At 52.6% G+C, this 26,304-nt stretch carries 28 protein-coding genes and 2 tRNA genes; 26 read left to right on the forward strand and 4 right to left on the reverse strand.

All coding sequences use genetic code 11. From position 1 onward, the window contains the following. Positions 1-15: 15 nt before the first annotated feature. The 5 genes from MWU62_RS12315 to MWU62_RS12335 all read left to right on the forward strand — a co-directional run bounded on the left by MWU62_RS12315 (position 16) and on the right by MWU62_RS12335 (position 4,170). Positions 16-636 (forward strand): TetR/AcrR family transcriptional regulator, encoded by a 621-nt coding sequence (locus MWU62_RS12315; RefSeq protein WP_247115195.1) that lies wholly within the window; start codon positions 16-18, stop codon positions 634-636. 151 nt (positions 637-787) lie between these two features. Beyond that, positions 788-1,288, forward strand: a complete 501-nt coding sequence (gene tadA / locus MWU62_RS12320; RefSeq protein WP_247115196.1) for a tRNA adenosine(34) deaminase TadA — start codon at positions 788-790, stop codon at positions 1,286-1,288. Between the two features lie 6 nt (positions 1,289-1,294). Next, positions 1,295-2,290 carry a UDP-glucose 4-epimerase GalE gene (galE, locus tag MWU62_RS12325; protein ID WP_247115197.1) on the forward strand — a complete coding sequence of 332 codons (996 nt, stop codon included), beginning with the start codon at positions 1,295-1,297 and terminating at the stop codon, positions 2,288-2,290. 37 nt (positions 2,291-2,327) lie between these two features. After that, entirely contained in the window at positions 2,328-3,668 is a 1,341-nt protein-coding gene (locus MWU62_RS12330; RefSeq protein ID WP_247115198.1) for a UDP-glucose/GDP-mannose dehydrogenase family protein, read from the forward strand. A gap of 70 nt (positions 3,669-3,738) precedes the next feature. Further along, complete coding sequence (locus tag MWU62_RS12335) at positions 3,739-4,170, forward strand: HIT family protein (protein WP_247115199.1); 432 nt, start codon at positions 3,739-3,741, stop codon at positions 4,168-4,170. 32 nt (positions 4,171-4,202) lie between these two features. Here the strand turns inward: MWU62_RS12335 and fabR are convergent, their stop codons facing one another. After that, positions 4,203-4,826, reverse strand: a complete 624-nt coding sequence (gene fabR, locus MWU62_RS12340; RefSeq protein WP_247115200.1) for an HTH-type transcriptional repressor FabR — start codon at positions 4,824-4,826, stop codon at positions 4,203-4,205. A 374-nt stretch (positions 4,827-5,200) separates the two neighbouring features. On the opposite strand from fabR, the gene aspS reads away from it, so the two are divergent. The 14 genes from aspS (at position 5,201) to nadA (ending at position 16,496) form a co-directional block, all read left to right on the forward strand. After that, on the forward strand, positions 5,201-7,006 hold the full coding sequence (gene aspS, locus MWU62_RS12345) for an aspartate--tRNA ligase (protein ID WP_247115201.1): 1,806 nt from the start codon (positions 5,201-5,203) through the stop codon (positions 7,004-7,006). A 13-nt stretch (positions 7,007-7,019) separates the two neighbouring features. After that, positions 7,020-7,547, forward strand: coding sequence for a crossover junction endodeoxyribonuclease RuvC (gene ruvC / locus MWU62_RS12350; RefSeq protein ID WP_247115202.1), 528 nt, complete (start codon positions 7,020-7,022; stop codon positions 7,545-7,547). Positions 7,548-7,577: 30 nt separating this feature from the next. Further along, complete coding sequence (gene ruvA, locus MWU62_RS12355) at positions 7,578-8,207, forward strand: Holliday junction branch migration protein RuvA (RefSeq protein WP_247115203.1); 630 nt, start codon at positions 7,578-7,580, stop codon at positions 8,205-8,207. 152 nt (positions 8,208-8,359) lie between these two features. Beyond that, positions 8,360-9,397, forward strand: a complete 1,038-nt coding sequence (ruvB, locus tag MWU62_RS12360; protein WP_247115204.1) for a Holliday junction branch migration DNA helicase RuvB — start codon at positions 8,360-8,362, stop codon at positions 9,395-9,397. Next, the gene (gene ybgC / locus MWU62_RS12365; RefSeq protein ID WP_247115205.1) at positions 9,394-9,867 is read left to right on the forward strand and encodes a tol-pal system-associated acyl-CoA thioesterase; all 474 of its coding nucleotides are present in this window, start codon (positions 9,394-9,396) and stop codon (positions 9,865-9,867) included. Before ruvB ends, ybgC begins: the two co-directional genes overlap by 4 nt. A 3-nt stretch (positions 9,868-9,870) precedes the next feature. Further along, on the forward strand, positions 9,871-10,560 hold the full coding sequence (tolQ, locus tag MWU62_RS12370) for a protein TolQ (protein ID WP_200360961.1): 690 nt from the start codon (positions 9,871-9,873) through the stop codon (positions 10,558-10,560). Between the two features lie 34 nt (positions 10,561-10,594). Beyond that, entirely contained in the window at positions 10,595-11,041 is a 447-nt protein-coding gene (gene tolR, locus MWU62_RS12375; RefSeq protein WP_216009116.1) for a protein TolR, read from the forward strand. Positions 11,042-11,063: 22 nt separating this feature from the next. After that, the gene (gene tolA / locus MWU62_RS12380; protein WP_247115206.1) at positions 11,064-12,110 is read left to right on the forward strand and encodes a cell envelope integrity protein TolA; all 1,047 of its coding nucleotides are present in this window, start codon (positions 11,064-11,066) and stop codon (positions 12,108-12,110) included. Positions 12,111-12,153: 43 nt separating this feature from the next. Further along, on the forward strand, positions 12,154-13,440 hold the full coding sequence (tolB, locus tag MWU62_RS12385; protein ID WP_247115227.1) for a Tol-Pal system beta propeller repeat protein TolB: 1,287 nt from the start codon (positions 12,154-12,156) through the stop codon (positions 13,438-13,440). Between the two features lie 68 nt (positions 13,441-13,508). Continuing rightward, on the forward strand, positions 13,509-14,078 hold the full coding sequence (gene pal / locus MWU62_RS12390; protein ID WP_200360957.1) for a peptidoglycan-associated lipoprotein Pal: 570 nt from the start codon (positions 13,509-13,511) through the stop codon (positions 14,076-14,078). Between the two features lie 27 nt (positions 14,079-14,105). Then, positions 14,106-14,870 (forward strand): tol-pal system protein YbgF, encoded by a 765-nt coding sequence (gene ybgF / locus MWU62_RS12395; RefSeq protein ID WP_247115207.1) that lies wholly within the window; start codon positions 14,106-14,108, stop codon positions 14,868-14,870. 91 nt (positions 14,871-14,961) lie between these two features. Next, positions 14,962-15,037, forward strand: a tRNA-Lys gene (locus MWU62_RS12400). Between the two features lie 73 nt (positions 15,038-15,110). After that, positions 15,111-15,186 (forward strand) — tRNA-Lys (locus tag MWU62_RS12405). 248 nt (positions 15,187-15,434) lie between these two features. Then, positions 15,435-16,496 (forward strand): quinolinate synthase NadA, encoded by a 1,062-nt coding sequence (gene nadA, locus MWU62_RS12410; protein ID WP_247115208.1) that lies wholly within the window; start codon positions 15,435-15,437, stop codon positions 16,494-16,496. Between the two features lie 2 nt (positions 16,497-16,498). On the opposite strand, the gene MWU62_RS12415 is transcribed toward nadA, so the two are convergent. Beyond that, positions 16,499-17,974 (reverse strand): M48 family metalloprotease, encoded by a 1,476-nt coding sequence (locus MWU62_RS12415; protein ID WP_247115209.1) that lies wholly within the window; start codon positions 17,972-17,974, stop codon positions 16,499-16,501. 159 nt (positions 17,975-18,133) lie between these two features. Here MWU62_RS12415 and MWU62_RS12420 point away from each other — a divergent pair, with 159 nt between their 5' ends. Next, entirely contained in the window at positions 18,134-18,361 is a 228-nt protein-coding gene (locus MWU62_RS12420) for a sulfurtransferase TusA family protein (protein ID WP_247115210.1), read from the forward strand. 16 nt (positions 18,362-18,377) lie between these two features. Further along, positions 18,378-19,457 carry an AI-2E family transporter gene (locus tag MWU62_RS12425; protein ID WP_247115211.1) on the forward strand — a complete coding sequence of 360 codons (1,080 nt, stop codon included), beginning with the start codon at positions 18,378-18,380 and terminating at the stop codon, positions 19,455-19,457. Positions 19,458-19,472: 15 nt separating this feature from the next. On the opposite strand, the gene MWU62_RS12430 is transcribed toward MWU62_RS12425, so the two are convergent. Beyond that, positions 19,473-19,940: a peroxiredoxin gene (locus MWU62_RS12430; protein WP_247115212.1), complete on the reverse strand. Its 468-nt coding sequence runs from the start codon at positions 19,938-19,940 to the stop codon at positions 19,473-19,475. Positions 19,941-20,014: 74 nt separating this feature from the next. Here MWU62_RS12430 and dapA point away from each other — a divergent pair, with 74 nt between their 5' ends. The 5 genes from dapA to MWU62_RS12455 are packed head-to-tail and all read left to right on the forward strand — an operon-like array spanning position 20,015 to position 24,640. Then, positions 20,015-20,893, forward strand: a complete 879-nt coding sequence (dapA, locus tag MWU62_RS12435; RefSeq protein ID WP_247115213.1) for a 4-hydroxy-tetrahydrodipicolinate synthase — start codon at positions 20,015-20,017, stop codon at positions 20,891-20,893. A 47-nt stretch (positions 20,894-20,940) separates the two neighbouring features. Continuing rightward, positions 20,941-22,068, forward strand: coding sequence for an outer membrane protein assembly factor BamC (gene bamC / locus MWU62_RS12440; protein ID WP_247115214.1), 1,128 nt, complete (start codon positions 20,941-20,943; stop codon positions 22,066-22,068). A gap of 47 nt (positions 22,069-22,115) precedes the next feature. Continuing rightward, positions 22,116-22,829 carry a phosphoribosylaminoimidazolesuccinocarboxamide synthase gene (gene purC / locus MWU62_RS12445; protein WP_247115215.1) on the forward strand — a complete coding sequence of 238 codons (714 nt, stop codon included), beginning with the start codon at positions 22,116-22,118 and terminating at the stop codon, positions 22,827-22,829. 45 nt (positions 22,830-22,874) lie between these two features. Continuing rightward, positions 22,875-23,597 (forward strand): TIGR04219 family outer membrane beta-barrel protein, encoded by a 723-nt coding sequence (locus MWU62_RS12450; protein WP_247115216.1) that lies wholly within the window; start codon positions 22,875-22,877, stop codon positions 23,595-23,597. Positions 23,598-23,632: 35 nt separating this feature from the next. Then, a complete protein-coding gene (locus MWU62_RS12455) occupies positions 23,633-24,640 on the forward strand; it encodes an NAD-dependent epimerase (RefSeq protein ID WP_247115217.1) in 1,008 nt (335 codons plus the stop codon). Positions 24,641-24,748: 108 nt separating this feature from the next. Here the strand turns inward: MWU62_RS12455 and MWU62_RS12460 are convergent, their stop codons facing one another. Next, positions 24,749-26,227, reverse strand: coding sequence for an IS1182 family transposase (locus tag MWU62_RS12460; protein WP_247113316.1), 1,479 nt, complete (start codon positions 26,225-26,227; stop codon positions 24,749-24,751). Positions 26,228-26,304: the final 77 nt, after the last annotated feature.

The raw sequence follows: 26,304 nt of genomic DNA on the forward strand, positions 1-26,304 counted from the left end.
GTATGAGAGCGTTTGATGGATAAAGCCAGACAAAAGAACCTCCCCGCCGAAGAGCGGCGCAACGTAACGGTTGAAGCGGTGATTGAGCTTGCCGCAACGACCAACCCGGGCGATATAACGACAGCGGCGATTGCTAAACACATGCAGCTGACCCAAGGGGCGCTGTTTCGGCACTTTCCTAATAAAGAAGCGATTTGGCAAGCGGTAATGAGCTGGGTTGCCGAACGACTGATGTCGCGGATTGAGAAGGCAGCGAAAGGCATTAAATCACCTCTCGAAGCAATGCAGGCCATGTTTATGGCTCATATTGATTTTGTTTCGGAGCACCCCGGGGCGCCTCGCATGTTGTTTGGTGAGCTTCAAGGCGCTAAAGCCACACCGGCCAAGCGTTTGGCACATGCTTTGCTAAAGCATTACGCAGAACATTTATACGAGCTTATTGATGCGGCAAAGTCTTGCGGCGAACTTCCGAGTGGGCTTGATAATCAGGCTGCAGCGACATTGTTTATCGGCACCATTCAGGGGTTGATCATGCAGTCGCTGATTTCTGGTGACATGGAGCAAATGCGCCGGGCCGCCCCAGGTGTGTTTGCCATTTACCGCCGTGGAATTATCTGTAAAGAGTTTGAGGGCTAGTGTCCCGTCTGGGTTTGTGTGAATCAGGGAGGGCCAATTTGGTTTACTTGGTAAAAAAAGTGAATAATGGTATTTTCTCGGCCCTGTGAAGCCTTCCTAATAGGTCACTCAATAAACCACTCGCACCGCAAGTTCTCCGCTGAGCCGTGTTATGCCCGACTTACACAAAGACGATGATTACTGGATGGCTCGGGCTCTTACCTTGGCAGCTCAGGGCGCATCCTTAGGCGAGGTGCCTGTCGGCGCAGTAGTCGTTCGGGATGGTAAGGAGTTGGGTACAGGCTTTAATTTGCCAATTTCCGGCTGTGACCCTACCGCTCATGCAGAAATATGTGCGCTGCGTGATGCAGCGGCGAGAGTGGGGAATTATCGGCTGACAGGGGCCACCCTTTACGTCACTCTAGAGCCCTGCACTATGTGTGTGGGTGCCATTGTACACAGTCGCATTAGCCGGCTTGTTTACGGTGCGCGCGAACCGAAGGCCGGGGCGGTGGAATCGGCGCGGCGCACATTGGACGAACCTCATTTGAACTGGCAAGTGGACGTTGTGGGTGGCATCCTGCAAGACGAGTGCAGTCAGATTATCAGCAACTTTTTTAGCCATCGACGGGCCGAGATCCGGCGGCGTAAACAAAGTTCAGGGAAGGAGTAATTCTGCATGAGAGTATTGGTAACCGGCGGTGCCGGGTATATCGGTAGTCATGTTGTTCGTCAGTTGGCTGAAGCAGGGCACGATATTGTTGTATTCGATAACCTGTCCACTGGTTACCGCTGGGCTGTAACGGCTGGGGAATTGGTGGTGGGTGATCTCGCTAACGAAGCAGAGATTGATCAGGTTTTCTCCAATCACGAATTCGAAGCGGTTTTGCACTTTGCTGCCAACATTGTGGTCCCGGAGTCGGTTGCCAACCCGTTGAAATATTACAGTAACAACACCCGCAATACGCTCAATCTACTTAAAGTTGTCGATAAGTATAAAGTGCCCTATATGGTATTTTCTTCAACGGCTGCGGTATACGGAATGCCAGAGCAGACGGTCCTCACAGAAGACCTGCCTCTTGCACCAATTAATCCCTACGGCGCATCGAAGATGATGAGCGAGCGGATGATTACCGACTATGCAGCTGCATCTGACCTTAATTACGTTGTGCTGCGTTACTTCAATGTGGCGGGAGCCAACCCGGATGGTTTGCTCGGGCAGGCGACGCCGGAAGCGACCCACCTAATCAAAGTGGCCTGCGAATGCGCGACCGGGCAGCGGGATGGTATGAGCATCTTTGGTACGGACTATGACACCAGCGATGGCACCTGCGTGCGCGATTACATTCATGTGGAAGACCTCGCCAGCGCCCATGTTATGGCGCTGGATTATATGGCGGGGGGTGGTCAATCAAAGATTATGAACTGCGGCTATGGCCGCGGATTCACCGTTCGGGAAGTGATTGATGTGGTGCGCGAGCAATCCGGTGTCGAATTCCCGGTAGTGGAAGCAGGCCGCAGAGCGGGTGACCCTGCCGCATTGATGGCAGATAATGCATTGATTAAAGAGACTCTGGGCTGGCAGCCTGCCTACGACAATCTGGAAACGATTGTTAGCACTGCGCTGGCCTGGGAAGCGATCTGGCAAAAGAAGAAAGCTACGGCTGGCCAGTAATAACTTGTTTATACATTAAAATGTCGGGATTTAACGGATGAAAATAACGATTTTTGGTACCGGTTATGTCGGGCTTGTTACCGGAGCCTGTCTGGCCGATGTCGGCCATCACGTACTCTGCATGGATGTTGATCAGGCAAAGATCGACAAGCTGAAAAATGGGCAAATTCCCATCTTTGAGCCCGGCCTTGAAGATATTGTAAAGCACACGGTAGAAGCTGGACGTCTGGCGTTCACCACCGATGTAGAAGAAGCCGTTCAACACGGCACACTCCAGTTTATTGCGGTGGGTACACCACCCGATGAGGATGGCTCGGCAGATTTGCAGTATGTCACTGCTGTAGCCAAGTCCATCGGTCAGTACATGGACGACTACAAAGTGATTGTGGACAAGTCCACGGTGCCGGTCGGCACGGGAGACAAAGTAAAGGCGGCGGTTCGTGGGCAACTTGATAGCCGTGGTTTGGAGCTTGAGTTTGATGTGGTCTCCAACCCCGAGTTTCTCAAAGAAGGCGCGGCAATCAACGATTTCATGAAGCCGGATCGCATTATTATTGGAACGGACAGCGATAAGGCGGCGGATGTACTTCGGGAAGTGTATTACCCGTTTAACCGCAACCATGACCGCATGATCTTCATGGATATCCGGTCTGCGGAACTGACTAAGTACGCAGCCAATTCTATGCTGGCTACCAAAATCAGTTTTATGAACGAGATTGCCAATCTTGCCGAACGTCTAGATGCCGATATTGAAGCGGTGCGTCGCGGCATTGGCTCAGACCCCCGTATCGGCTATCACTTTATTTATCCGGGGTGTGGCTACGGCGGCTCTTGCTTCCCGAAAGATGTACAGGCTTTGGCCCGCACGGCGAAACAAGTTGGCTACGATGCGCGCTTGCTCAATGCCGTAGAGGCCGTCAACTATGCTCAAAAACACGTGCTTTTCGATAAGATAAGCCATTATTTTGGTAGAGATCTGAAAGGTAAGGTGGTGGCTATCTGGGGCTTGGCGTTTAAGCCAAACACCGATGATATGCGTGAAGCATCTGCCAGAACCTTGATGGAAGACCTATGGAAAGCTGGTGCGACCGTTCAGGCGTTTGATCCGGAGGCGATGGAAGAGACCCAGCGTATCTATGGCGACCACGAAGGCTTGACGCTTTGCGGCACTAAGGAACAGACGCTTCGTGGTGCGGATGTGCTGACGATCTGTACTGAGTGGAAAGAGTTCCGTTCACCGGATTTTGCCGCTATTGCATCAGCTCTGCGCGAGCCTGTTGTGTTTGACGGCAGAAATCTTTACGAGCCCGAAATGCTAGAACGTCATGGCTTGATTTACTACGCCATTGGGCGCGGCCGGAATCAATTCCACTCCTAGTGACAAGGTTTTGAGCGCACCCGACAAGGGGCGCGCTCGGCCGTCAGTACGTTCGAACAGAGGTGCCACAATGACTCAGGATCAAGATTTCAGCCTCCATGAACGGTTGGCCAAGGACACCATCAGCCTTGGGCGGAGCAATTTGTGTGAAATCCGGCTGATGAATGATCAAACATGGCCCTGGGTGTTGCTGGTGCCAGCGCTTGCAGACATGCGTGAAATCTACGACCTAAGCCCGGAGCAGCAGCACCTTCTGCTGCAAGAATCCTCTGCGCTCAGCCGTGGGATGATGGACGTCTTTAGTGGCGACAAGATGAACGTAGCGGCACTCGGGAACATGGTTCCCCAGCTACACGTTCACCACATCGTCCGTTTTGAGGGTGATCCTGCTTGGCCAGCCCCGGTTTGGGGTAGGCAGCCGCCTATGCCTTACGATGAGGCTCGACTTGCAGAGTTTAAAAAGGCAATGGCACCTGTCCTTTCACAGCTTTGCACTGTTTGAAGCGCCTAAATTGCTTCGCTTATTATTGCCAATTATCGGATTGATACATGCTTGGCCATCATTTGTGAGCCAATCAGAATCATTCGGAGCTCGGTTTTCAATTTTATTTTTAGCTCCTCCCGCTCTTTCGGCGTTGCATCCAGAGCCTCCGATCCTTGGTTGAACACCAGTGTAACCATAGCTTCTGCAACTAAGCGGGCGTCCGCCAAAGGTTTGTGTTGTTCATCTGCAAAACGTCGAAGGTCGTCGGCAAGCTCTGTTACGAAATGATCAATCTCGGCTTTGATTGCGGTTCGAAAGGGCTTGGACCCGCCGGTACGTTCCCGGAGCATCAATCGGAATAAGTTAGCGTTATTGCCAAGATACTCCATAAACGTCTCTACAGAGGTCGATATAGCACTGCCATCCCGGGCAATCCGCTTGCGCGCTTGTCTCATAAGTTGCCGTAAAGCCACACCGCCTTCATCTACCAATACCAAACCCAATTCATCAAGATCTGCGAAATGGCGATAGAAAGACGTGGGTGCGATTCCAGCCTCCCGAGCCACTTCACGTAGGCTAAGGCTTCCGAATCCACGGTCCGGACTCAGCTGGGCGAGGGCCGCATCCATAAGTGCGCGCCGGGTGACAAGCTTCTGCTCGGCTCTGGTTGACAAGGTTGGGGCTCCAGCAATAAGTGAGTGCCGTAGTCTAGCCGTCTGTTACCAATGAGGGAACCCGCTATTGGTTGTCTGGAGGATCCTCGCGGGTGACTCTTGTCTTGTGGGAAACAAGCCTGATTTTCGTGGCCATTATGTTTATAATAAGCGGCTTTTACAGTATGGTCCTGCCATATTTAGCAGGCAAGAACAGAGCTAGCCGCAAGCGGGCGTGTGGGGCCTTCCGAAACCGTGCGGAGCCATGGATGGCGGAGCCGAGCGTACACGGATGTATTCACAGCGTGTTTCGGAAGGCCCCACACGCCCGATTGCTTGCAAGTTTTACCAGACACAAACACTAATCTCAGACACCAGACACTACGGGAACCGGTATGCGCAGTCATTATTGCGGTGGGATCAACGAATCCCACATTGATCAGGAAGTTACACTTTGCGGATGGGTACATCGCCGCCGGGACCATGGTGGAGTTATCTTTCTGGACCTGCGCGACCGAGATGGTATTGCGCAAGTCGTTGTAGACCCAGACACCGAGGAAAGCTTTGCCCTCGCGGAAAAAGTGCGTAGCGAGTTTGTGGTGAAGGTTACCGGGTTGGTTCGCCGCCGGCCTGCTGGAACCGAGAACAGCAACATGTCCACAGGTCAGGTTGAGCTACTCGGTAAAGACGTAACAATTCTGAACGCCGCTGCAACTCCTCCGTTCCCACTGGATGAGCACGTAGATGTAGGCGAAGACGTACGCCTGCGCTATCGCTTTGTAGACCTGCGCCGCCCGGAAATGCTCAACCGCCTGCGGTTCCGTTCGCGGGTAACCAGCTACATCCGCAACTACCTCGACAGCAACGGCTTCATGGACGTGGAAACACCGATCCTAACCCGTGCAACACCTGAAGGTGCCCGTGATTATCTGGTGCCGAGCCGCACCCACGAAGGGGCTTTCTTTGCACTTCCACAATCGCCGCAGCTGTTTAAGCAAATGTTGATGGTGTCTGGTGTGGATCGCTACTATCAGATTGCCAAGTGCTTCCGCGATGAAGATTTGCGCGCAGATCGTCAGCCAGAATTTACTCAGGTAGATATTGAGGCTTCGTTCATCAGTGAAGAAGATCTCATGAACCTGAATGAAGGCATGATTCGTGCCTTGTTCAAAGATGTCATGAACGTTGAACTGCCGGCCTTCCCCCGCATGCCATACGCAGAAGCTATGGATCGTTTCGGTAGTGATAAGCCGGATTTGCGCATTCCGCTAGAGCTTCAAGATGTGGGTGACTTGGTTGCTGGCGTTGATTTCAAGGTGTTTGCTGGGCCTGCGAATGATCCTAAAGGCCGAGTGGCGGCTTTGCGTGTTCCCAAGGGTGGCGAGCTGAGCCGTAAGCAAATCGATGAGTACACTAAATTTGTCGGCATCTACGGCGCCAAAGGTCTCGCTTACATTAAGGTGAATGAGCTTGCCAAAGGCGTAGAAGGCTTGCAGTCGCCCATCGTTAAGTTCCTCGGCGATGAAGTTGCCATGTCTGTCATCGAGCGGACCGGAGCTGAAGACGGCGATATCGTCTTCTTCGGTGCCGATAAGACCACAGTTGTGAACGAAGCTCTTGGTGCACTACGTATTCGTGTTGGCCACGACTTGAAGATGCTGACCTGCGAATGGGCACCGATGTGGGTAGTCGACTTCCCCATGTTTGAAGTTCTGCCGGATGGCGGCCTGACCGCGATTCATCACCCGTTCACCGCACCTAGTTGTAGCCCTGAAGAGCTGGCGGCGAACCCGGAAACGGCTTTGTCTCGTGCCTATGATATGGTTCTTAATGGCACCGAGCTGGGTGGTGGTTCTATTCGTATCCATAGTGACAAGATGCAGCAGGAGGTCTTCCGCATTCTTGGTATCAGTGAAGAGGAGTCCCGCGCTAAGTTCGGGTTCCTGCTCGATGCGCTCAAATACGGGTGTCCGCCGCATGGTGGTTTGGCATTCGGTCTTGACCGTCTGATTATGCTGATGACAGGCTCAAGCTCGATTCGCGATGTAATCGCCTTCCCGAAAACCCAGAGTGCAACCTGTTTGATGACTCAGGCGCCGGGTGAGGTAGACGAAAAGCAGTTGCGTGAGCTAAATATCCGTCTGCGCAAAAAACCGGCTAAAGCGTCGGGTGAGCAGGCTTCCGAAGCTGACGAGAAGTAATTAGGGCATTAATGTGGCGATTATTCTGGGTGTCGACCCCGGCTCAAGGATAACCGGATACGGTATTATCCGAGTCGATGGCCGGCACATAGAATATATCGACAGTGGTTGTATCCGCGTGGGCGAAAAGCCCATGGCGGAGCGCCTGAAAATTATTTTCCAAAGCCTCGTGAGCTTGATTGGCGAATACCGACCACAGGAATTTGCTATTGAGCAGGTTTTTATGGCGCGTAATCCGGACTCTGCGCTCAAGCTCGGACAGGCTAGAGGTGCTGCTATTGTCGGCGCTGCAACCAGCGGGCTTACGGTGCATGAATACTCTGCACGGCAAGTAAAGCAAGCCGTGGTGGGCAAAGGTGGTGCCGAAAAATCTCAGGTACAGCACATGGTTCAGGTGTTGCTGTCACTTTCTCGCAAACCTCAGGCTGACGCAGCCGATGCCTTGGCCATCGCGTTGTGCCACGCACACATGAATCAGAGTATTCTTCGAGTGGCCGGCAGCACGGGTAAGGCGCGAAGTGGGCGTGTGCGACAACAATAAACTGCTCTGCGGAGCGGCAGGAGGCAATCCTTGATAGGTCGTATCCGAGGTATTCTGGTTGAAAAAACACCGGGGCAGGCATTGGTTGAATGCGGCGGCTTGAGTTACGAAGTTGATATCCCTTTCACTACGTTTTATCACCTGCCGGACCCCGAGCAGGAGGTTACCCTTCATACACATTTCGTGGTTCGTGAGGATGCACAAAGTCTGTTCGGCTTTGCATCTCGGCTGGATCGGGATCTGTTTCGTTTGTTGATCAAGGTTAATGGTGTTGGCCCCAGGATGGCTGCCGGTATTCTGTCCGGTCTTGATGCGCAGCAGTTCATTCGTTGTGTGGAGGGGCGGGATATAGCATCTTTGATAAAACTTCCCGGTGTTGGCAAGAAGACTGCAGAGCGCTTGTTGATAGAAATGACAGACCGAATTAAACAACTGGAGGGGCAGTTTATACCTGCCACAGCAGGCATAGACGGTGGTGTCACCGCATCTCCCCAGCTTGCTATTTCCGCTCACAACCCCGCCGATGAAGCAGAGGCAGCGCTTATAGCGCTTGGGTATAAACCTCAGGAGGCCGCCCGGGCAATTAGCAAGGTGGCAGAAGAAGGAATGACCAGCGAGGCGCTTATTCGTTTGGCTTTGCGCAACATGATCCCGGCTTGATGACGCGACTTTGCCTTTTTAGCTTGCTCGGTCGTCTGTATAGCGCCAAACCTGTAGAGAGCGTAACGTGACACGTAGAGGGCTGTTTGTACAATTGGCTAACTTCAGTCTTCACGTGGCAATTTATTGATTCCCTATAAACGGATAAGTACATGATCGAATCCGACCGACTGATTTCAGCCCGGGCCGGTGACAACGAAGAGGTTCAGGATCGAGCTATCCGGCCAACGTTGCTTTCGGAGTATGTGGGGCAGCCCGCGGTGCGGGAACAGATGGATATTTTTATCTCCGCGGCTCGTGGTCGCCGGGAAGCCTTGGATCATGTTCTGATTTTTGGGCCTCCGGGGTTGGGTAAAACCACGCTTGCCAATATTGTTGCTAACGAAATGGGTGTGTCGATAAAGACGACGTCTGGGCCAGTGCTTGAAAAAGCCGGTGATCTTGCGGCCATGCTCACCAACCTGGAAGAGGGTGATGTCCTCTTTATTGATGAGATTCATCGTCTCAGTGCTGTAGTGGAGGAAATACTGTATCCGGCAATGGAAGACTACCAACTCGATATTATGATCGGCGAGGGGCCAGCGGCTCGTTCGATCAAGTTGGATTTGCCGCCCTTTACCTTGGTAGGCGCAACCACTCGTGCTGGTCTGCTTACGTCTCCGCTTAGGGATCGATTCGGCATAGTCCAGCGTCTAGAGTTTTACAATACGGCGGATCTGACACACATTATTGTTCGTTCCGCGCGATTGTCAGGTGTTGATATAGATGAGGACGGTGCATACGAAATAGCGCACCGCTCAAGAGGGACGCCCCGCATAGCCAATCGCCTGTTGCGGCGGGTGAGAGACTACGCAGAGGTGAGAGCCGATGGCCACATTAACGCTGCCATTGCTGATCAGGCTCTGAATATGTTGAAGGTGGACAGTCAGGGCTTTGATCACATGGATCGGCGCTTGCTGCTTGCAATGATTGAAAAATTTGATGGCGGGCCCGTGGGTGTCGAAAGTCTGGCAGCAGCGATCAGTGAAGAGCGCGGAACGATCGAAGACGTTCTTGAGCCTTTCTTGATTCAGCAGGGCTTTATGGTGCGCACGCCTCGCGGTCGCATGGTGACATCTCATGCGTACCAGCACTTCGGAATTGTACCGAAGGTTTCGGAGGCCCCGAATGCTGAAGGAGGCGGTCTTTGAGTGACAGCCAAGCTTCTGCAAAATTTGAATGGCCAATTCGCGTTTATATTGAAGATACAGACGCTGGCGGCATTGTTTACCATGCGCGTTACCTGCATTTCATGGAGCGTGCTCGTACCGAGTGGGTTCGAAGCTGCGGAGTTGGTCTTCGGGCTGGGTTGGCTGAAAACATAAGTTATGTAGTGCAGCGGTTGTCCGTTCACTATGCAGTGCCCGCCGTGCTGGATGATGAGATTACCGTTACTGCAGAGCCTGTGGCCTTCGGGCGCGTTTGGATGGACTTTAGGCAGCAGGTCGTGCGGGCAAGAGATGGCAAAACACTGTGTGAAGCGAATGTGAGAGTTGCTTGTATAGCCTTAGATAGCGGGCGGCCAAGACGTTTACCTGAAAACATGCGAGACCTGCTGGCGCAGCATAGCCAGCACCTTCAAAAAGATAACCAAACAAAACACGAAATAACCCAGGAGTAAGTGGTGGATTCGGAACTGTCAGTCTGGAGTCTGATTGCAAATGCCGGTGTGTTGGTTCAGCTGGTCATGTTGTTACTTGCCGCTGCATCGGTGATGTCCTGGGCGCTTATTTTTCAGCGCCTACAGGTTTTTCGCAAAGCCCGTCAGGCCCAGTTGGCGTTTGAGGAGCGCTTTTGGTCAGGCATGGACTTGGGGCAGCTCTATCGCGAAGTAAACGCAGAGCCCACGCCTTTCTCCGGTATGGAAGCTTTGTTCCGGGCCGGGTTTAAAGAATTTTCCAGATTACGTCAGCAAAGCCGTGATGCGGATGCAGTTATGGAGGGCACGCAGCGGGCCATGCGGGTAGCTTTCTCCCGTGAGCAGGAACGTTTAGAAACTCATTTGCCCTTCCTTGCAACCGTGGGCTCCACCAGCCCTTATGTCGGTTTGTTTGGAACCGTTTGGGGCATCATGAACTCGTTCCGCGGCTTGGCGCAGGTTCAGCAGGCAACACTCGCAACCGTGGCTCCCGGTATCTCGGAAGCGCTGATTGCTACGGCCATGGGTTTGTTTGCGGCGATTCCAGCTGTTATCGCTTACAACCGCTTCTCAGCGAAGTCAGATGCATTGTTGAAAAATTACGAAACCTTCGCGGAGGAGTTTTCCAGCATTTTGCATCGTCGTGTTCATAGCGCCGAGAAGGGCGCAGCCTGATGGTATTTATGGTTAACAAACGGAGCACGCCGCTATGAAAGGCATGGGGATGATGCCTGAAAATCGGAAGAAGCCGATGTCGGAAATCAACGTTGTTCCGTATATCGACGTGATGCTGGTACTGCTGATTATTTTTATGGTCACCGCGCCTATGCTTACTCAGGGCGTGAAGGTGGACCTTCCTGAAACAGCATCTGACCCGATTCAGGCAGATAAAAATGTGGAATCCATCGTCGTATCGGTAGACTCCAACGGCGCCTATTACGTGGAAGTTGGGGATAAAGGCAGTGACCCCATGCCTCTGGCTGAGGTTCGTGCTCAGGTTGCAAAAATACTGTCCCAAAGATCATCCGGCGATATTTTGGTGCGTGGCGATGAGAATGTTGATTACGGCACTGTGGTTCGTTTGATGGCGGCTCTTCAGGGTGCAGGGGCAACCAGTATTGGCCTGATTACCGATACGGCCCCGGACGAAACGTGATATCAGAGCAGGAAAAATTGTTGTGACAGGTCAGGAGCGGGAATATACCAGCACCGGAGTGCCGCCTTGGAAATCGCCCTTCGCGATTTCTGTGGCTTTGCACCTGCTCATTGCGGGCGTCGCTCTGGCAGGCTGGTCGTGGTCGTCTCCTGTCCACGAACCGCCCCCCAGCAGTATTTCTGCGCGCCTTATTACCCAGCAAAAACCGGAGCCGAGCCCGGTTGTTGATCCGGTAGATCAGCCGGATCAGGAGCAAGAGCGCAAAGAGCTGGAAAAACAGAAGCAGGCTGAAGCGCAAAAGCGTCAGAAAGAAAAGGAGGCTCGTAAGCTCGAGGATCAGAAAAAACGCGAAGAAGCCAAGCGCAAAGCTGAAGAGCAAGAGCGTAAGCGCGAGCAGGCCAAGGCAGAAGAGCTAAAAGAAAAAAAGGCGCGTGAAGCAGAAGAGGCTGCACGGCAGAAAGCAGAAGCGGAAGCAAAAGAGCGTGAGCGTCGCAAGGCAGAAGCGGAAGCTGAAAAGCAGCGCCAGCAAGAAGCCAAGCGTAAGGCGGAAGAAGAAAAACGCCGTCAGGAAGAGCAGCGTAAGCGCGAAGAAGCTGAACGTAAGAAGCAGGAAGAGCAGGCTCGTAAAGAAGCTGAGCGCAAGCGTATGGAGGCCGAGCGTCGGCTTCAAGAGCAGCAGCTTGAGGCTCAAGCAGAACAAGCTAGAAAAGCCCGTGCGGATGAAGAGCTACGTAGAGAGCGAGCGGCAGCGGCAAAAGCCCGCGAATCCCAGATGTTGTCTGAGAGCCAGAAATATCAGGCGCTGATTCGTGAAAGGCTTAGCCAAGCTTGGTACCCACCTTCTTCAGCGACAGAAGATATGACGGCCCGCTTGCAGATCACCTTGCTTCCAACGGGCGAGTTGGCCAGTGTAAAACTGGTTGCCAGTAGCGGGAATACCGCGTTCGATAACTCGGCACTGAGCGCAGTCAGGTCGCTGAACAGGTACCCGGTACCCTCTGAGCGGGACACGTTTGAGACCTATTTCCGCCAGTTTACGATTGAATTCAATCCTCGAAGGTTGAGATAAGGATGCGGGTAACACCATGAAGCAGAAAATGTCGTTCAGCTTAATGAAAGCTACTCTTGCAGCGGTCGCCTTGATGTTTGCAGCGGTTACCAGCGCTCAGGCCGAACTGCTGATTCGTATTACCGAAGGGGCAGACTCCGCAATTCCTGTTTCTGTGGTGCCGTTTGCAGAAAACGGCAGCATGCCTGCAGGAGACAAACTGAGCAGCATTGTACAGGCAGATTTGGCACTGAGCGGTGAGTTCCGCCCCTTGCCTCCCGAGAAAATGCTAAGCCTTCCTTCAAAGCGCTCTGATGTGTATTTCCGAGACTGGCGCATGCTTGGCCAGCGTTATGTTTTGGTGGGCGAGTTAACCCGCAACGGCGACAGAGTGCAGGCTCGTTATGAGCTATTTGATGTCAATCGTGAAGAGCGAATTCTTGGTGAAACTGCTGCCGCACCAGCCTCGAATATTCGCTCTTTGGCACATCACGTAAGCGATAAAGTCTATGAGGCGATTACCGGCGTTCCCGGCGCTTTTTCTACCAAATTGGCTTATGTAACGCTTCAGAGAGCAAATGGAAAAGCGCTTTACCGGTTGCAGGTAAGCGACATTGATGGCAAGCGTGCGGGAATTCGCTTGGAAAGCAAAGAGCCTATTTTGTCCCCCGCGTGGTCACCGGATGGCAAAAAGCTGGCTTATGTGTCGTTTGAAACGGGTAAGCCAGCGATTTTCGTCCACCAGCTTAGCTCGGGCGAGCGCACGAAAGTTGCGGACTTCCCCGGTTTGAACTCGGCACCTAACTGGTCTGCCGATGGGCAATCACTACTAATGACCTTGTCCAAAGATGGCAATGCCGAGATTTATCAGATGAACCTGCAGTCCCGCAAGGTTACCAAGCTCACGAACCACTGGGCGATAGATACCGAGGCCGCTTGGGACAGTTCGGGCAAGGGTATCTTCTTTACGTCGGATCGTTCAGGCGGGCCACAAATTTATTACATGGAAAAGCCGGGCGCCGAGCCGCGGCGCTTAACTTTCGGCAGTCGCTATAATGCTCGCCCTCGCCCCGACAGCACCGGAAAATATGTGTATTACGTTCATCAGCGCGATAGGGCGTTCACTATTGCCCGTACAAACCTCGAAAGCGGTGAGGAAACAGTGCTCACGCGCACAGAATCCGATGAGTCTCCCAGTGTGTCGCCTAACGGCCGAATGCTGATATACGCTACTAAACAGAGCGGTGAAAGCATACTGACTGTTATCTCCGCAGACGGTGGTGCGGCGTATAGCCTTCCTGCATCGGAAGGCGACGTTCGTGACCCGGCCTGGGGACCAATTGTTCGGTAGCCGGTGGGTGTGAGAGCACCTGTCGGAAACGGCAAGAATTTACGTCAACCAACGAAAAGGAATGAAATATGAAATTGTCAGCTCAAGCCAAAGTAATTGCACTGTTGTTTTCAGTAGGTCTGGTCGCCGGTTGTAGTACAACTGGTGAGAACATGGAAGATGGCGGTTATGGCTCCGATGTTGAGCCTATTGATCAAGATGGTGGTTCTACCGTGTATGGCGGTGGCGATCAGGGTGGTATTTCTTCGTCCTCGATGACCGAAGAAGAGCGAATGGAAATCCAGAAGCAAACCGAACAGCAAGCCCTACGCGAAGTGACGACTTTCTATTTTGATTTCGATACGTCTGAAATTAAGCCGGAAGCCCGCGACGTGCTCATGGCACACGCCCGCTATTTGTCCAACAACCCGGGTCAGAAGGTGCGCCTTGAGGGTCACGGTGACGAGCGTGGCTCCAAGGAATACAACTTGGCACTTGGTGAGCGTCGTGCCAATGCGGTTCAGCGCTTCCTAATTGTGAATGGTGCTTCACGGGGCCAAATGGAAACCGTAAGCTATGGTGAAGAGAAGCCGGCGGTAATGGGCTCGTCAGAGAGTGCATGGGCACAGAATCGCCGTGTGGAGCTCGTTTTCGAGTAAACGCACATACAACATCAGGTTAAGCCCATGAGAAAACAGCTCATGGCGGCAGTGATGTTTCCGCTTGCCCTCGGGCAGGCGGGGACGGCGCTGGCGCAATCATCTACGCCCGCTTTCCAAAGTAATGCCTCAGAAGCCCAACGTAAGGCCAACACGAATCAGGCTACGTCTGAGCTCTTCTATATGATCCAGCAATTGCAGGGCGAGGTCCGCAGGCTACAGGGAGAGTCGGAAGAGCAGAGACACCTAATTAAGCGGTTGCAAGATCAGGGTCGAGATCGCTATATCGACTTGGATCAGCGCATTCTCGATTTATCAGAGAAAGTGTCTGCGCAACCACAGGCTGCCGGACCATCAGGAGGAGATGCTGGCACCAGTAAGCGTGCTACAGAAATGCGTGAATATCGCCAGCCCGATGCTGAAGAGCGTAAGGCATACAAGGTTATCCAAGACCTTATCCATGGCCAAAAGAAGTACGACGAAGCGATCAGCCGCCTCTATGAGTTTTTAGATAAGTATCCTGAAGGGGATCTGACGGTGAACGCCTACTATTGGCTTGGTGAGGTTTATCTTGTGAAGCCACAACTGGAGCAGGCGCGCCAAGCTTTCTCCATTGTAGCAACGCGTTATGGGGATCATCGTAAAGCGCCAGATGCCGGTTATAAATTGGGCGTCGCGCTTGATCGCCTTGATAAGCAAACCGAAGCTCGTCGGCAAATGGAGCAGGTTGTGAGTGACTACCCTGAGAGTTCTGCAGCCGGGCTCGCCCGGAAATATTTGAACTCTAATTAGGGCGGAAACACGGCGATTCGTAAAAATATTAAAAACATGGCGAGAAAGGGTTGATCGTCAGGGAAAAATCATTACTATATGCGCCTCGCTTGGGTCGTTAGCTCAGTTGGTAGAGCAGTTGGCTTTTAACCAATTGGTCGATGGTTCGAATCCATCACGACCCACCATATTCGATATTTCGGGGCAGTTGCTGAGCCGCTCCGGAATCGATCAGGGTCCAAGCACTGATCACAAGTTTTTGGGTCGTTAGCTCAGTTGGTAGAGCAGTTGGCTTTTAACCAATTGGTCGATGGTTCGAATCCATCACGACCCACCATTATTAGTTTTTGAAGGTCTGTAATTAGAGTTAAAGCTTAAGGGGCTGCAGAGATGCAGTCCTTTTTTTTTGGTTGGCGGTTTTGCTCCAGATAAAAACAGTTTCCCCGAGTCTCGGTATAGTCCGTAAAGCGCTATTGGTGTTTGAAATGGTATACTCGAGCACAGAATGTAATCGGCGGACAATAACTTGAGCCTAGTAATTGCTAGTAAATACTAGTAGTTGAGAGAAATTGAGAGTATCCGTACATGACTAAAGCTGAAGACCGAATCCTTGTTCAGGAACATCTGGCTCACGCAGCGGAGCCCAAGCCACTCAGTGCAGACGAGAAGGCGCGGCTCGAAAGCCGTATCAAGGCTGTCCTCAAGGAAAAAGACGCTGTACTTGTGGCGCATTACTACACAGACCCAGACATCCAGCGTCTTGCGGAAGAGACCGGAGGCTGCGTGGCAGACTCGCTCGAAATGGCGCGCTTCGGGAACCAACACCCCGCCTCAACGGTTGTTGTGGCTGGAGTTCGGTTTATGGGTGAAACCGCGAAGATTCTGAATCCGGAAAAACGCGTTTTGATGCCAACGCTGGAGGCTACCTGCTCTTTGGATGTGGGTTGCCCTGCAGATGAGTTTAAAGCCTTCTGCGATGAGCACAGTGATCGTACCGTGGTGGTGTATGCAAACACGTCTGCCGCTGTAAAAGCGCGTGCGGATTGGGTTGTAACGTCTAGTTGCGCTCAGGCAATCGTAGAAGATCTAGACGCGCGAGGGGAGAAGATCCTGTGGGCGCCGGATAAGCATCTTGGCCATTACGTTCAGAAAACCACTGGGGCCGACATGTTGCTATGGGATGGTTCTTGCATTGTGCATGAAGAATTTAAGCATCGTGGTCTGGAAGATCTTAAAGCCCTTTATCCAAATGCCGCCATTCTGGTTCATCCGGAATCTCCCGATGCTGTCGTAGAATTGGCGGATGTTGTCGGTTCTACCTCCCAGTTGATTAACGCAGTGCAAACATTGCCGAATCAGGAATTCATTGTCGCGACGGATAACGGCATTTTTTACAAAATGCAGCAACTGGCACCCAATAAAACGCTTATTGAGGCGCCGACAGCCGGTAACGGCGCTACGTGCCGTAGTTGTGCGCAATGCCCGTGGATGGCAATGAACGGTCTGGAAAACCTTCTGCGTGTTATTGAAGAGGGGGATCAAGAGGTGTTTGTGGACCCCGAAACCCGTGAGGGTGCTCTCAGGCCTTTGCGGCGTATGTTGGACTTCACCGCAGGAATGAACCTGAAAGCAGCAGGCAACGCCTGACTCTAGTTGTTTCTGCGCGCTTGTAGGCGGCTGGTGATTTCGCTCAGCCGCTCACTTACCACCTGCCGCTGGGCAGACCCCGCGGGCAGTTTCTCCTGAGCTTGCCGAAGCTGTCTCTGGGCAGACTCTAAATTCCCCATCAGTGCATCGTACTCTGCCCGAGCGCGATGAACGCCCACTATGTTTCTGGCCATACCTTCGGCCTCTGCAAGTCGCAGCCATAGATATTCCTGTTGCGGCATCCTACGTGTTAGTTGATTGAGGTACTCGGCTGCCTGAGTGCCGTTACCTGCAGCGATTTCCACGTCAGCAAGGGTTGAGGTTATGGGATAGTTGCCCGGGTTTCGGCTCAAAGCATCTCTAAGTATGGAGCGCGCGTCCTCCAGCCTGTTCTGCTGAATCCTAATCTCAGCCAGCGTTACCTGAAGAGTAATCCGCCCGGGATTGCTTGCTAGTAGCTCGCTGATAATGTCGGCCGCTTGTTCGAACTGCTTATTGTTCAGGTAGGCGAAAGCCAATCCGTAACGAATGGCTTCATTGCTTTGAGCATCGGGTTTATTCAGATAACCTTCGAATGTATCCACGGCAATTTCTGGTGACGCTGCGTAATGCACTTGCAACCGGCTGCGGATTAGGTGGTACTCCTGACCGTCCCGGATGGTTTTCGCTGGGTACTGCTCTGCTCGATTGCGGGTGTCGGCTACACGGCTTTGGGTCAGTGGGTGTGTCGATAGGTACTCGGGTACGTTGTTTCCCTGTAGCCGGTTCTGGCGCATCATAATCTCGAACATTTCGGGCATGCCGCGTGGGTCCATGCCAGCGGTCGCCAGAATGTCCAGCCCCACCCGGTCTGCTTCTTGCTCGTGGGAGCGGCTGTAGGCCAGCATATTCTGTATCGCCAGCGCCTGAGTGCCGGCAATGGCGGCAATGCCGATGTCTGACTGGGTTACCGCAGACAGCACAATGCCTGCAATCATTCCGGCAAGAGTCAAAGGTGCACTGTTTTCCTGTTGTTCTAGGCGCCGCGCAAAGTGCCGTTGGCTGAGGTGGGCGAGCTCGTGGGCAAGCACAGATGCAAATTGCTGCTCCGTGGCTGCATTCAGAAACAGCCCCCCGTTTATGCCTACGATCCCTCCCGGTACAGCGAAAGCATTGAGGGCAGGGCTGTCTATAAGTGCAAGGGTTATGTCGCGATTTTCCAGCGGTGCGGAAGGCACAAGCCGATATATAATAGCGCTGAGATAATCGTAAACCAGTGGGTCTGTGATGCGCGGTGCGGACCGGCGAATCGAAACCATAACCTGCTGCCCAATGTCACTTTCCTTTTGTCCAGAAATAAGCCCGCCTCCGGTTCCGCCAATATTTGGCAGGTTGGCGTCTTGCGCTCGTGGCGCTGAGCTTAATGCCAGCGAAAAAGCCAGAGCAAAAGCCAGAGAGAGAGTTCGGTAACAGCGAAATCTAGTCAGAACGTGATTCATGTAGTGCGCAAAGCTCCTGATTCGAACTGCTACTGTGACAACAAATGTTGCGAGAAAGTCCTGAACCGCTCATTAACAGTTATTGTGATGCAATACAGTATTGCTGGGGGCATAATGCCGCCTTGCGAATTTGATGTCTTGTGATGGTGCACCTTCTTTATGGCTGATCGTACACTGGACGCATCTGGGCTTCGTTGCCCAATGCCCCTACTGAAAACCAAGCTCGAGCTTAACGGCATGTCACCCGGTGAAAAGCTTGAGGTGATTGCCACGGATGCGGGCTCCGCTCGCGATATCCCGGCCTTTTTGGAGTTGTCCCGCCACCGCTTGGTGAACTCCGTAGAAACTGATGGCCACTTTCGGTTTGTGATAGAGTGCGGCGGTTAATTCTCCGGAGTCCTTGATGTTCAGAATTTTACGCGGTCTTGCGCACAAATACTTTTCAGATGAAGAAGCCGTCATTCTTTTCTTGATTCTGGTGACGAGCACTGTTTTTATCATCTGGTTCGGTGCCATGTTGGCGCCCGCTATCGCGTCGCTTATTGTCGCATTTATTCTCCAAGGATTGGTTACTCGCCTCAATGCCCTTGGTGTTCCCGAAGGCTTTGCCATTGTCGGTGTGTTTTTGGTGTTCCTCGGCGTGCTGGTGGGGTTTATTTTCGTTCTTCTGCCGCTCATCTGGACTCAGGTCAGCACCCTTGCAGGCGAGGCGCCCCGAATCATTGGCCAGTTGCAGTCTTATCTTGAACTGTTGCCAGAAGAATACCCTCATATTATTTCGGCTGAGTCGGTGCGCAGCCTTTATCAGCAAGTGAATACAGAAGTAGGGCACATGACTCAGTGGCTCGTATCCTTCTCTTTGTCGAGTATTCCAGACCTTGTCGCTTTGCTTATCTATATGGTGCTGGTGCCAATCCTTGTATTCTTTTTCCTGAAAGATCGTGAGGTCTTGCTTGGTTCCATCTCCAGATTATTGCCGCCCCAGCGCCCGATGATGCTGCAAATCTGGCATGAGGTGAATCTACAGTGCGCGAACTATGTTCGCGGGAAGGCGGTTGAAATCCTGATAGTGGGCGGAGCCACCTATGTTGCCTTCAAGCTTTTGGGTGTGCCCTATGCCGCGTTGCTATCGCTTCTCGTAGGCCTGAGTGTGGTCATTCCGTACATTGGCGCAGCAGTGGTGACGATTCCGGTGGCCGTAATTGCGCTTTTCGCCTTCGGGTGGGGTAGCCACTTTATCTGGGTGATGGTGATATACGGTGTTATTCAGGCGCTGGATGGCAACGTGCTCGTTCCTGTGCTGTTTTCAGAGGTGAACAACCTGCATCCCGTTGCGATCATCATTTCGGTGCTGTTCTTTGGTGGTATTTGGGGCTTGTGGGGCGTTTTCTTTGCCATTCCGCTGGCTACCATGTTGAAGGCTGTGTTCTTCGCCTGGCCGGTGAAGGAGTCGGCTTCCCCCACCGCGCCAGATCAAGGGTAACTGCGCTACTTTGCTTTAGAGCGCTTTTACGGCAGCGAGTACCTCCTCAACGTGCCCTGGCACTTTTACTCCACGCCATTCTTTGCGCAGCACGCCATCCTGATCAATCAGGAAAGTGCTGCGATCAATGCCCATATATTCTTTCCCGTAAAGCTTTTTGAGCTTGATAACGTCGAAAAGCTCGCAAAGTGTTTCGTCTTTGTCGGAAATAAGATGAAACGGGAACTCGAATTTTTTGCGAAAGTTCTCATGTGCTCTGAGCCCGTCTCGGGATACCCCGAAGATTTCTGTATCCAGTTCGGTAAAGGCTTTCATATTGTCTCGAAAGTCCTGCCCTTCAGTCGTACAGCCCGGTGTGTTGTCTTTCGGATAGAAATAAATAACCACATTTTTGCCGCGTAAATCCGCCAGACGGACGGTTTGGTCGCCTGTTGCGGCAGCTTCAAAGTCCGGTACTTGCTTGTTCACTTCAACAGATGACATGACATCTCCTTTAATTCCCTTGTGTCAGTACGTGCCCAACATTACCATATCCGTTTTATTCGGACGGAGCTTTTATGATTACGGGTAGCCTTGTCGCACTGGTCACGCCCATGCATCCAAACGGTGACATTCACTGGGAGCATCTGGACAAACTGGTGGACTTTCATTTGGATAACGGTACCAATGGTATCGTTGCTGTGGGAACCACCGGCGAATCCGCAACGCTCGATCAGCAAGAGCACTGCCGGGTAATTGGTTATATCATCAAACGCGTGAACGGGCGGATCCCTGTTATTGCTGGCACCGGCGGTAACAGCACGCGTGAAGCTATTTATCTGACAACCGAGGCCCATAAGCTAGGTGCAGATGCCTGCCTGTTGGTAGTGCCTTACTACAATAAGCCGACTCAGGAAGGGCTTTACCAGCACTTCAAAGCAATCGCAGAGGCGGTGCCGGGCATGAACCAGATGCTCTATAACGTACCGGGGCGTACCGCTTGCGATATGCTCAATGAAACCGTACTGCGTCTTGCTGATATTCCCAACATTGTTGCCATCAAAGATGCCACGGGCAATATTCCTCGTGGTGCGGAGCTTATAGAAGCTCTTGATGGTCGTCTTGCGGTCTATTCCGGGGATGACGCCACAGCCGCTGAACTGATGCTTGCTGGCGCGAAGGGTAATGTATCGGTTACGGCAAACGTCGCACCTAAAGGTATGGCCGATCTATGCGCAGCAGCCATTGCAGGTAACCGGGCAGAGACGGAACGCCTGAACGAGCTTTTGATGCCGCTGAATCGCAAATTGTTCCTTGAGGCGAATCCAATACCGGTTAAGTGGGCGCTTCAACGTATGGATATGATCGGCGAGGGCATACGCCTGCCTTTGACTCAGTTCAGTGAGAAATTCCACGGTGAACTGGAAGAAGCGATGAAAGCCTCGGGTGTGCTCTGAGTTTGTTGATACCAATCGTGAAACAGTCCCAAACAGAGAGTAGGCCGATGCCGGTTCTTTCAGGAACCCGTAAGTTTTTTGCATTTCGACATGTGGTTGTAGCGTCCGGGCTGTTGCTGACCGTTGCAACGTCCGGCTGCAGCCTGATGGAGGATCGCTCAGAGCGATACGTGAGTGCAAAAGAAGGTGATCAGCTGGTTCTTCCGGAAACAGCTGATACTTCGCGTTTTGCTCAGGTTATGCCTATTCGACAAGTGAAGCCCGCGGACTCCAGCAAGATGTACCCGTCTGATCTTCCTCGGCCTCCCGATATGACATCGGAAATTCTCGAAGAGAATTATGTGGTTGAAGAATTGGACGGGCGCGCATGGTTGTTGGTAAACGATGTGCCGGGGCGTATCTGGCCTGTCGTAACGGCTTACATGAATGAGCAAGGCTTAGGCGTGGCCTATGACAATCCGCAGTTGGGCCTGCTGCAAAGTGATTTGGCTAATTTCAGCGTGCGTGCCCGTGAACTCCTTGAGCTTTCCAGCACGCCAGCTGATGCAACTGCAGCTGAGCCGAAAGCGATTTTGCAGATTCGCATAGCACCCGGTGTTCGCCGTAAAACCACTGAAATTCAGCTGCGCAAGCTTACCTCGGAAGGAAATGCAGAGGAGAACGCTGCGTGGCCGGGGGAGCTGATTTCATGGCGCGGAATTTCTGATCCGTCCGCAGATCAGCTGAGGCTACAGAAGCGCCTGCTCGCTGACTTGGGTGAGTTCATGAAAGCCCGTGAAGAGAGCAAGTCTTTTTCTCGTGCAGCTTCGGTGATGGTGGCTAAGCCGTTGGTAAAGCTTGTATCGGAAAACGATAAGGCACAGTCCATTCGTATGGACCTCGATTACGGCCGTTCCTGGGCAGAGATAAATCGTGCACTGGGCGAGTTGGGTACCGCGGTACTGGATTTGAATCGCAGCGAAGGTTGGTTCTTTGTAGATTTCCGCACCGCCGATGAGCGTGATCCGGGCTGGTTTAGCTGGTTTAGCAATAAGGAAGAACCTCGCCATACCCATACAATTAGTCTGGTACGGGGCGAAGGTCAGGTTCAAGTTACGGCTGAAGCGGCTGAGGGCTACAGCGGTGAGACGCGTGCTGAGGATTTACTGACACAGCTATTTGATTACCTATACTGATTAGAAGGGGTGCCTGCTATGCAGGCCTCCGTTTCGGAGACTTACTGATGGAAAAACGCGAAGAACTCTACGCAGGCAAAGCCAAATCCGTATTTCGCACCGACGACCCGGAGCGCTTTGTTCTTGTCTTCCGTGACGATACCTCGGCGTTTGATGGTGAAAAGAAAGAGCAACTTAACCGAAAAGGTATGGTGAATAACCGTTTTAACGCGTTCATCATGGACAAACTGGAAGCCGCCGGTGTGCCTACTCACCACGAAGGTTTGTTGTCTGCCACCGAATCGCTGGTTAAAAAGCTCGATATGATTCCAGTGGAATGCGTTGTGCGCAATGTTTCTGCTGGCAGCCTGTGTCGTCGTCTAGGCGTGGAAGAAGGACTAGAACTCAACCCGCCGACCTATGAGTTGTTCCTCAAGAACGACGCACTGCACGACCCAATGGTGAACGAATCCTTGGCTGTTAGCTTTAATTGGGCCACGGAGGCCGAACTGGCGCGGATGAAAGAGTTGACCTACAAGGTAAACGGCGTGCTGAAAAACCTATTCGATGAAGCCGGAATGCTGCTGGTGGACTATAAACTGGAATTCGGTCGCAGCGGCGATGAGATTGTTCTAGGCGACGAGTTCAGTCCCGACGGTTGCCGGATATGGGATAAAGAAACCCGAAAGAAAATGGACAAAGACCGCTTCCGGCAGGGTCTGGGCAATGTTATCGAGACCTATGAAGAAGTGGGTCGCCGCATTGGAATCAACTTCGACTGATTATTGGCCATTAATTCAAGCAGACAATAACGGCACAGGTGCACCATGCATAAGCTCACACTCGCGGTAGGCAGTTCTCTTCTTTTGGCTACGTCGTTGGCTCAGGCCGATGTGGTTGGCCTTGGTGCCAGCGTAGGCTACTGGGATTCTAACTTGTCCGGCAACGCTGCCTCGGGCGGCAACTCGGTCGATGTGGATGACGAGTTGCGCTTGAAAGACGACGGCAACGCGAACGCCAGCATTTATGTGGAGCACCCAGTGCCGGTTCTGCCGAATGTGCGTTTGGCTTACACACTGATTGAGCAAAGCGGCAATAGCACCCTGACAAACCCCTATGATGGCGTAAGCTCAGGCCCCGTGCGTTCAGATTTGGACCTCGAGCAACTAGACCTCACTCTTTACTACGAGCTTTTAGATAATTGGGTAAATCTGGACTTGGGACTAACCATAAGAGACTTCTCAGGCGAGCTGCTAGTTCAGAACAATTCTCAAGTCAGCCGCACGGAAGCCGACGCCGTTTTACCGCTCGGTTATATCGCAGCTCGCTTTGATTTGCCTCTCACTGGTGTAGCTGTGGGTGCAGAAGGTAACTTCATCAGCTTTGATGGCGATTCCATGCGCGACTTCAACGTGTACGGGCAGTACAACATTTCAGTGTTGCAACTTCGTGCAGGCTACCGCCAGATTGCAGTTGATTATGAAGATGGCAAGGACCAATTCGATGTAGAGATCGATGGGCCATTTATCAGCGCGGGTCTTGTCTTCTAAGAGTAGTCACGGCTGTCTAAAAAGGAGTAATAGACTTGAAGATACTGGTAACGGGCACCGCAGGGTTTATCGGTTCGCAATTGGCGTACCGGTTGCTTGAGCGGGGAGATGAGGTAATAGGCGTTGATAACGTTAACGACTATTACGATGTTAATCTCAAGGAAGCCCGTCTCGCGCGCCTTACCGACCACGCAGGCTTCACCGAAGTGCGTGAAGACGTTGCTGACCGAAAGGTGATGGCCGATATCTTCGCAAAACATCGTCCCGAACGAGTCGTGCACCTAGCTGCACAGGCTGGTGTGCGCTACTCGCTGGAAAACCCCAATGCGTATGTGGATGCCAACCTCGTTGGTTTCATGAATATACTAGAAGGGTGTCGCCACAACGATGTGAAACATCTGGTATATGCTTCTAGCAGTTCGGTTTACGGCGCTAACGAGGCCATGCCGTTTTCAGTCCATGACAATGTGGACCACCCTCTAAGTTTGTATGCAGCCTCGAAAAAAGCCAATGAGTTGATGGCTCACACCTACAGCCACCTCTATGGTTTACCCACTACTGGTTTAAGATTCTTTACGGTCTACGGCCCTTGGGGCCGACCAGATATGGCGTTGTTTATCTTTACCAAGAAGATTCTGGCTGGTGAACCGATTGATGTGTTCAATCATGGCAACCACAAACGCGACTTCACTTATATCGACGATATAGTGGAAGGTGTTATCCGTACTCTCGATCAAGTCGCTCAGCCTAACGGCGACTGGAGTGGCGCAGCGCCTGACCCAAGCACCAGCAAGGCCCCGTATCGCATTTACAACATTGGCAGCAACAACCCTGTGGAGCTCTCTAGGTTCATAGAAATTATTGAGCAAAGAGTCGGGAAAAAGGCCCAAAAAAATCTGCTTCCTATGCAACCGGGCGATGTGCCAGCCACCTACGCAAATGTTGATGATTTGATCAGCGATGTCGGCTATAAACCAGCCACCGGCGTGGAAGAGGGGATAGCCAACTTTGTTGACTGGTATCGTGATTTTTACCAAGTCTGATCTCAGAAAATCCTGCATCATAATAGAAATGCCCCTCCTTGGAGGGGCATCAGATTGCTGACAAACCCCGGTTTTTTCCGGGGTTTGTTGCGTTTGGGCGTTTTAAATTCAGCTGGCGACGGGTCTAGTCCAGTATTCCTGATGAAATTGCCAATCGGCCAGATAAGCCAATTTCCGGCCCCATTTCGGAATTTGGCTCTGCAAGCCAGGTACTCCAAGGGATTTGAGCCATAAAAGACGCGCGAGGATCTGCGCGATCTTCTTCATATTCTGGGCAGCGGCGGCCAACAGGCACTGTTCACGCACCTTCGAGAGCCCTCGCAGGCGAGCGTAACGATGGCCATGCAACTGTTTGGCATCGGCGAACGACCGCTCCACGGTTTCCTGTCGTCGTTTGTAGAGCGCCTTGCCCCACGGGGTTAACCGGTAACTATCCGTTCGGTCTTTGCTGTCCTGCCAGACATGCCGGGTAAGTACTTTGACGTGGTTAGCGCTGCGCGTGCATTGGCTTAACTGTGGGCAGTTTCTGCAGTGAGCCGGATTGGACTTGTACTCACGGTAGCCCAGTCGATTGGTCGTGGCGTAGATCAGTTGCTGACCTTGCGGGCAGCAATACGTATTCGTTTCAGCGTCATAGGTGAAGGCCCGCTTTGGGAGATAACCCTTGGGCTTGTTTGGTCGCCGGTAACCCATGACCCCATAGATGCCCCGGTCTTTCAGGCCCTTGCAGATACCTGCCATGTAGTAACCCGCATCCAGGCCCACACCCCAGACATCGAAGCCAAATCGTTCACATTGTCGATCGAGCCGATCGAGGTAGGGGCGGCTGTCATGGAGGTTGGCCGGTGTGGCGTAGCTGTCGGTGATGATGGCGTTGCGGCCATCGACGGTGCGGTGATCCAGGTAGAAGAAGCCCTTGGGCTTGCCTTCCCGAACCATATAGCCACTGTCCGGATCGGTACGGCTGATCTTGATGTCTTTGGTCTTGGCTGGCTGCTCGGACAGCTTCGTTTTCAAGGGCTTTTTACCCTGGGTTTTGCGATCGCCTTCGATGGCATCTTCCAGACTGTCCAGGTAGGCCGCCACTTTCGCCTCCGCCTGCTTCAGATCGTACTTGTTCTTGTTGGCGTTGGCCTTGAGGTGCGTGCTGTCGGTGTACAACACTTCGCCGCCTACGAGGCCATAGCCCATGGCCTGGAGCACGATCTCATCAAAGATGTCCTGATAGATGGTGCTATCTTGGAACCGCCGCCGGCGGTTCTGGCTAAGAGTAGAGGCATCCGGAATCTTGTCAGTCAGGTTAAAACGCAAGAACCAACGATACGCCACGTTAACCTGTATCTCCCTCACCAGCTGACGCTCACTTCGAATACCGAACAGATAGCCGAGAAACAGTATTTTGAACAGCACCACGGGATCGAGTGCCAGCCGGCCATTGTTCGAGCAGTACAAATGCCGAACCCGATCGCGAATAAATTCGAAATCGATGTACTGATCAATGTTGCGAAGAAGGTGGTTGTCGGGGACTAGCGATTCGAGACTGACCATCTCGAGTTCGTGTTGTTGCGGGGACGGCTCTTTGAGCATGGGGCAGCCTCTGAAAAGTCGATACCCCAATTACAACAAACCCCCGCCGAAATGGCGAGGGTTTGTCAGCAGTCTGA

The organism is Marinobacter sp. S6332 (genome assembly GCF_023016045.1).
GTDB lineage: Bacteria > Pseudomonadota > Gammaproteobacteria > Pseudomonadales > Oleiphilaceae > Marinobacter.

Coding starts and splice junctions, on each gene's coding strand:
- nadA (WP_247115208.1), top strand. CDS start 15,435: ATGACTAAAGCTGAAGACCGAATCCTTGTTCAGGAACATCTGGCTCAC.
- tadA (WP_247115196.1), top strand. CDS start 788: ATGCCCGACTTACACAAAGACGATGATTACTGGATGGCTCGGGCTCTT.
- bamC (WP_247115214.1), top strand. CDS start 20,941: ATGCCGGTTCTTTCAGGAACCCGTAAGTTTTTTGCATTTCGACATGTG.
- pal (WP_200360957.1), top strand. CDS start 13,509: ATGAAATTGTCAGCTCAAGCCAAAGTAATTGCACTGTTGTTTTCAGTA.
- tolR (WP_216009116.1), top strand. CDS start 10,595: ATGAAAGGCATGGGGATGATGCCTGAAAATCGGAAGAAGCCGATGTCG.
- MWU62_RS12430 (WP_247115212.1), bottom strand. CDS start 19,940: ATGTCATCTGTTGAAGTGAACAAGCAAGTACCGGACTTTGAAGCTGCC.
- MWU62_RS12335 (WP_247115199.1), top strand. CDS start 3,739: ATGACTCAGGATCAAGATTTCAGCCTCCATGAACGGTTGGCCAAGGAC.
- purC (WP_247115215.1), top strand. CDS start 22,116: ATGGAAAAACGCGAAGAACTCTACGCAGGCAAAGCCAAATCCGTATTT.
- ybgF (WP_247115207.1), top strand. CDS start 14,106: ATGAGAAAACAGCTCATGGCGGCAGTGATGTTTCCGCTTGCCCTCGGG.
- galE (WP_247115197.1), top strand. CDS start 1,295: ATGAGAGTATTGGTAACCGGCGGTGCCGGGTATATCGGTAGTCATGTT.
- tolB (WP_247115227.1), top strand. CDS start 12,154: ATGAAAGCTACTCTTGCAGCGGTCGCCTTGATGTTTGCAGCGGTTACC.
- MWU62_RS12415 (WP_247115209.1), bottom strand. CDS start 17,974: ATGAATCACGTTCTGACTAGATTTCGCTGTTACCGAACTCTCTCTCTG.
- MWU62_RS12420 (WP_247115210.1), top strand. CDS start 18,134: ATGGCTGATCGTACACTGGACGCATCTGGGCTTCGTTGCCCAATGCCC.
- MWU62_RS12315 (WP_247115195.1), top strand. CDS start 16: ATGGATAAAGCCAGACAAAAGAACCTCCCCGCCGAAGAGCGGCGCAAC.
- MWU62_RS12330 (WP_247115198.1), top strand. CDS start 2,328: ATGAAAATAACGATTTTTGGTACCGGTTATGTCGGGCTTGTTACCGGA.
- MWU62_RS12460 (WP_247113316.1), bottom strand. CDS start 26,227: ATGCTCAAAGAGCCGTCCCCGCAACAACACGAACTCGAGATGGTCAGT.
- dapA (WP_247115213.1), top strand. CDS start 20,015: ATGATTACGGGTAGCCTTGTCGCACTGGTCACGCCCATGCATCCAAAC.
- aspS (WP_247115201.1), top strand. CDS start 5,201: ATGCGCAGTCATTATTGCGGTGGGATCAACGAATCCCACATTGATCAG.
- ruvB (WP_247115204.1), top strand. CDS start 8,360: ATGATCGAATCCGACCGACTGATTTCAGCCCGGGCCGGTGACAACGAA.
- MWU62_RS12425 (WP_247115211.1), top strand. CDS start 18,378: ATGTTCAGAATTTTACGCGGTCTTGCGCACAAATACTTTTCAGATGAA.
- MWU62_RS12450 (WP_247115216.1), top strand. CDS start 22,875: ATGCATAAGCTCACACTCGCGGTAGGCAGTTCTCTTCTTTTGGCTACG.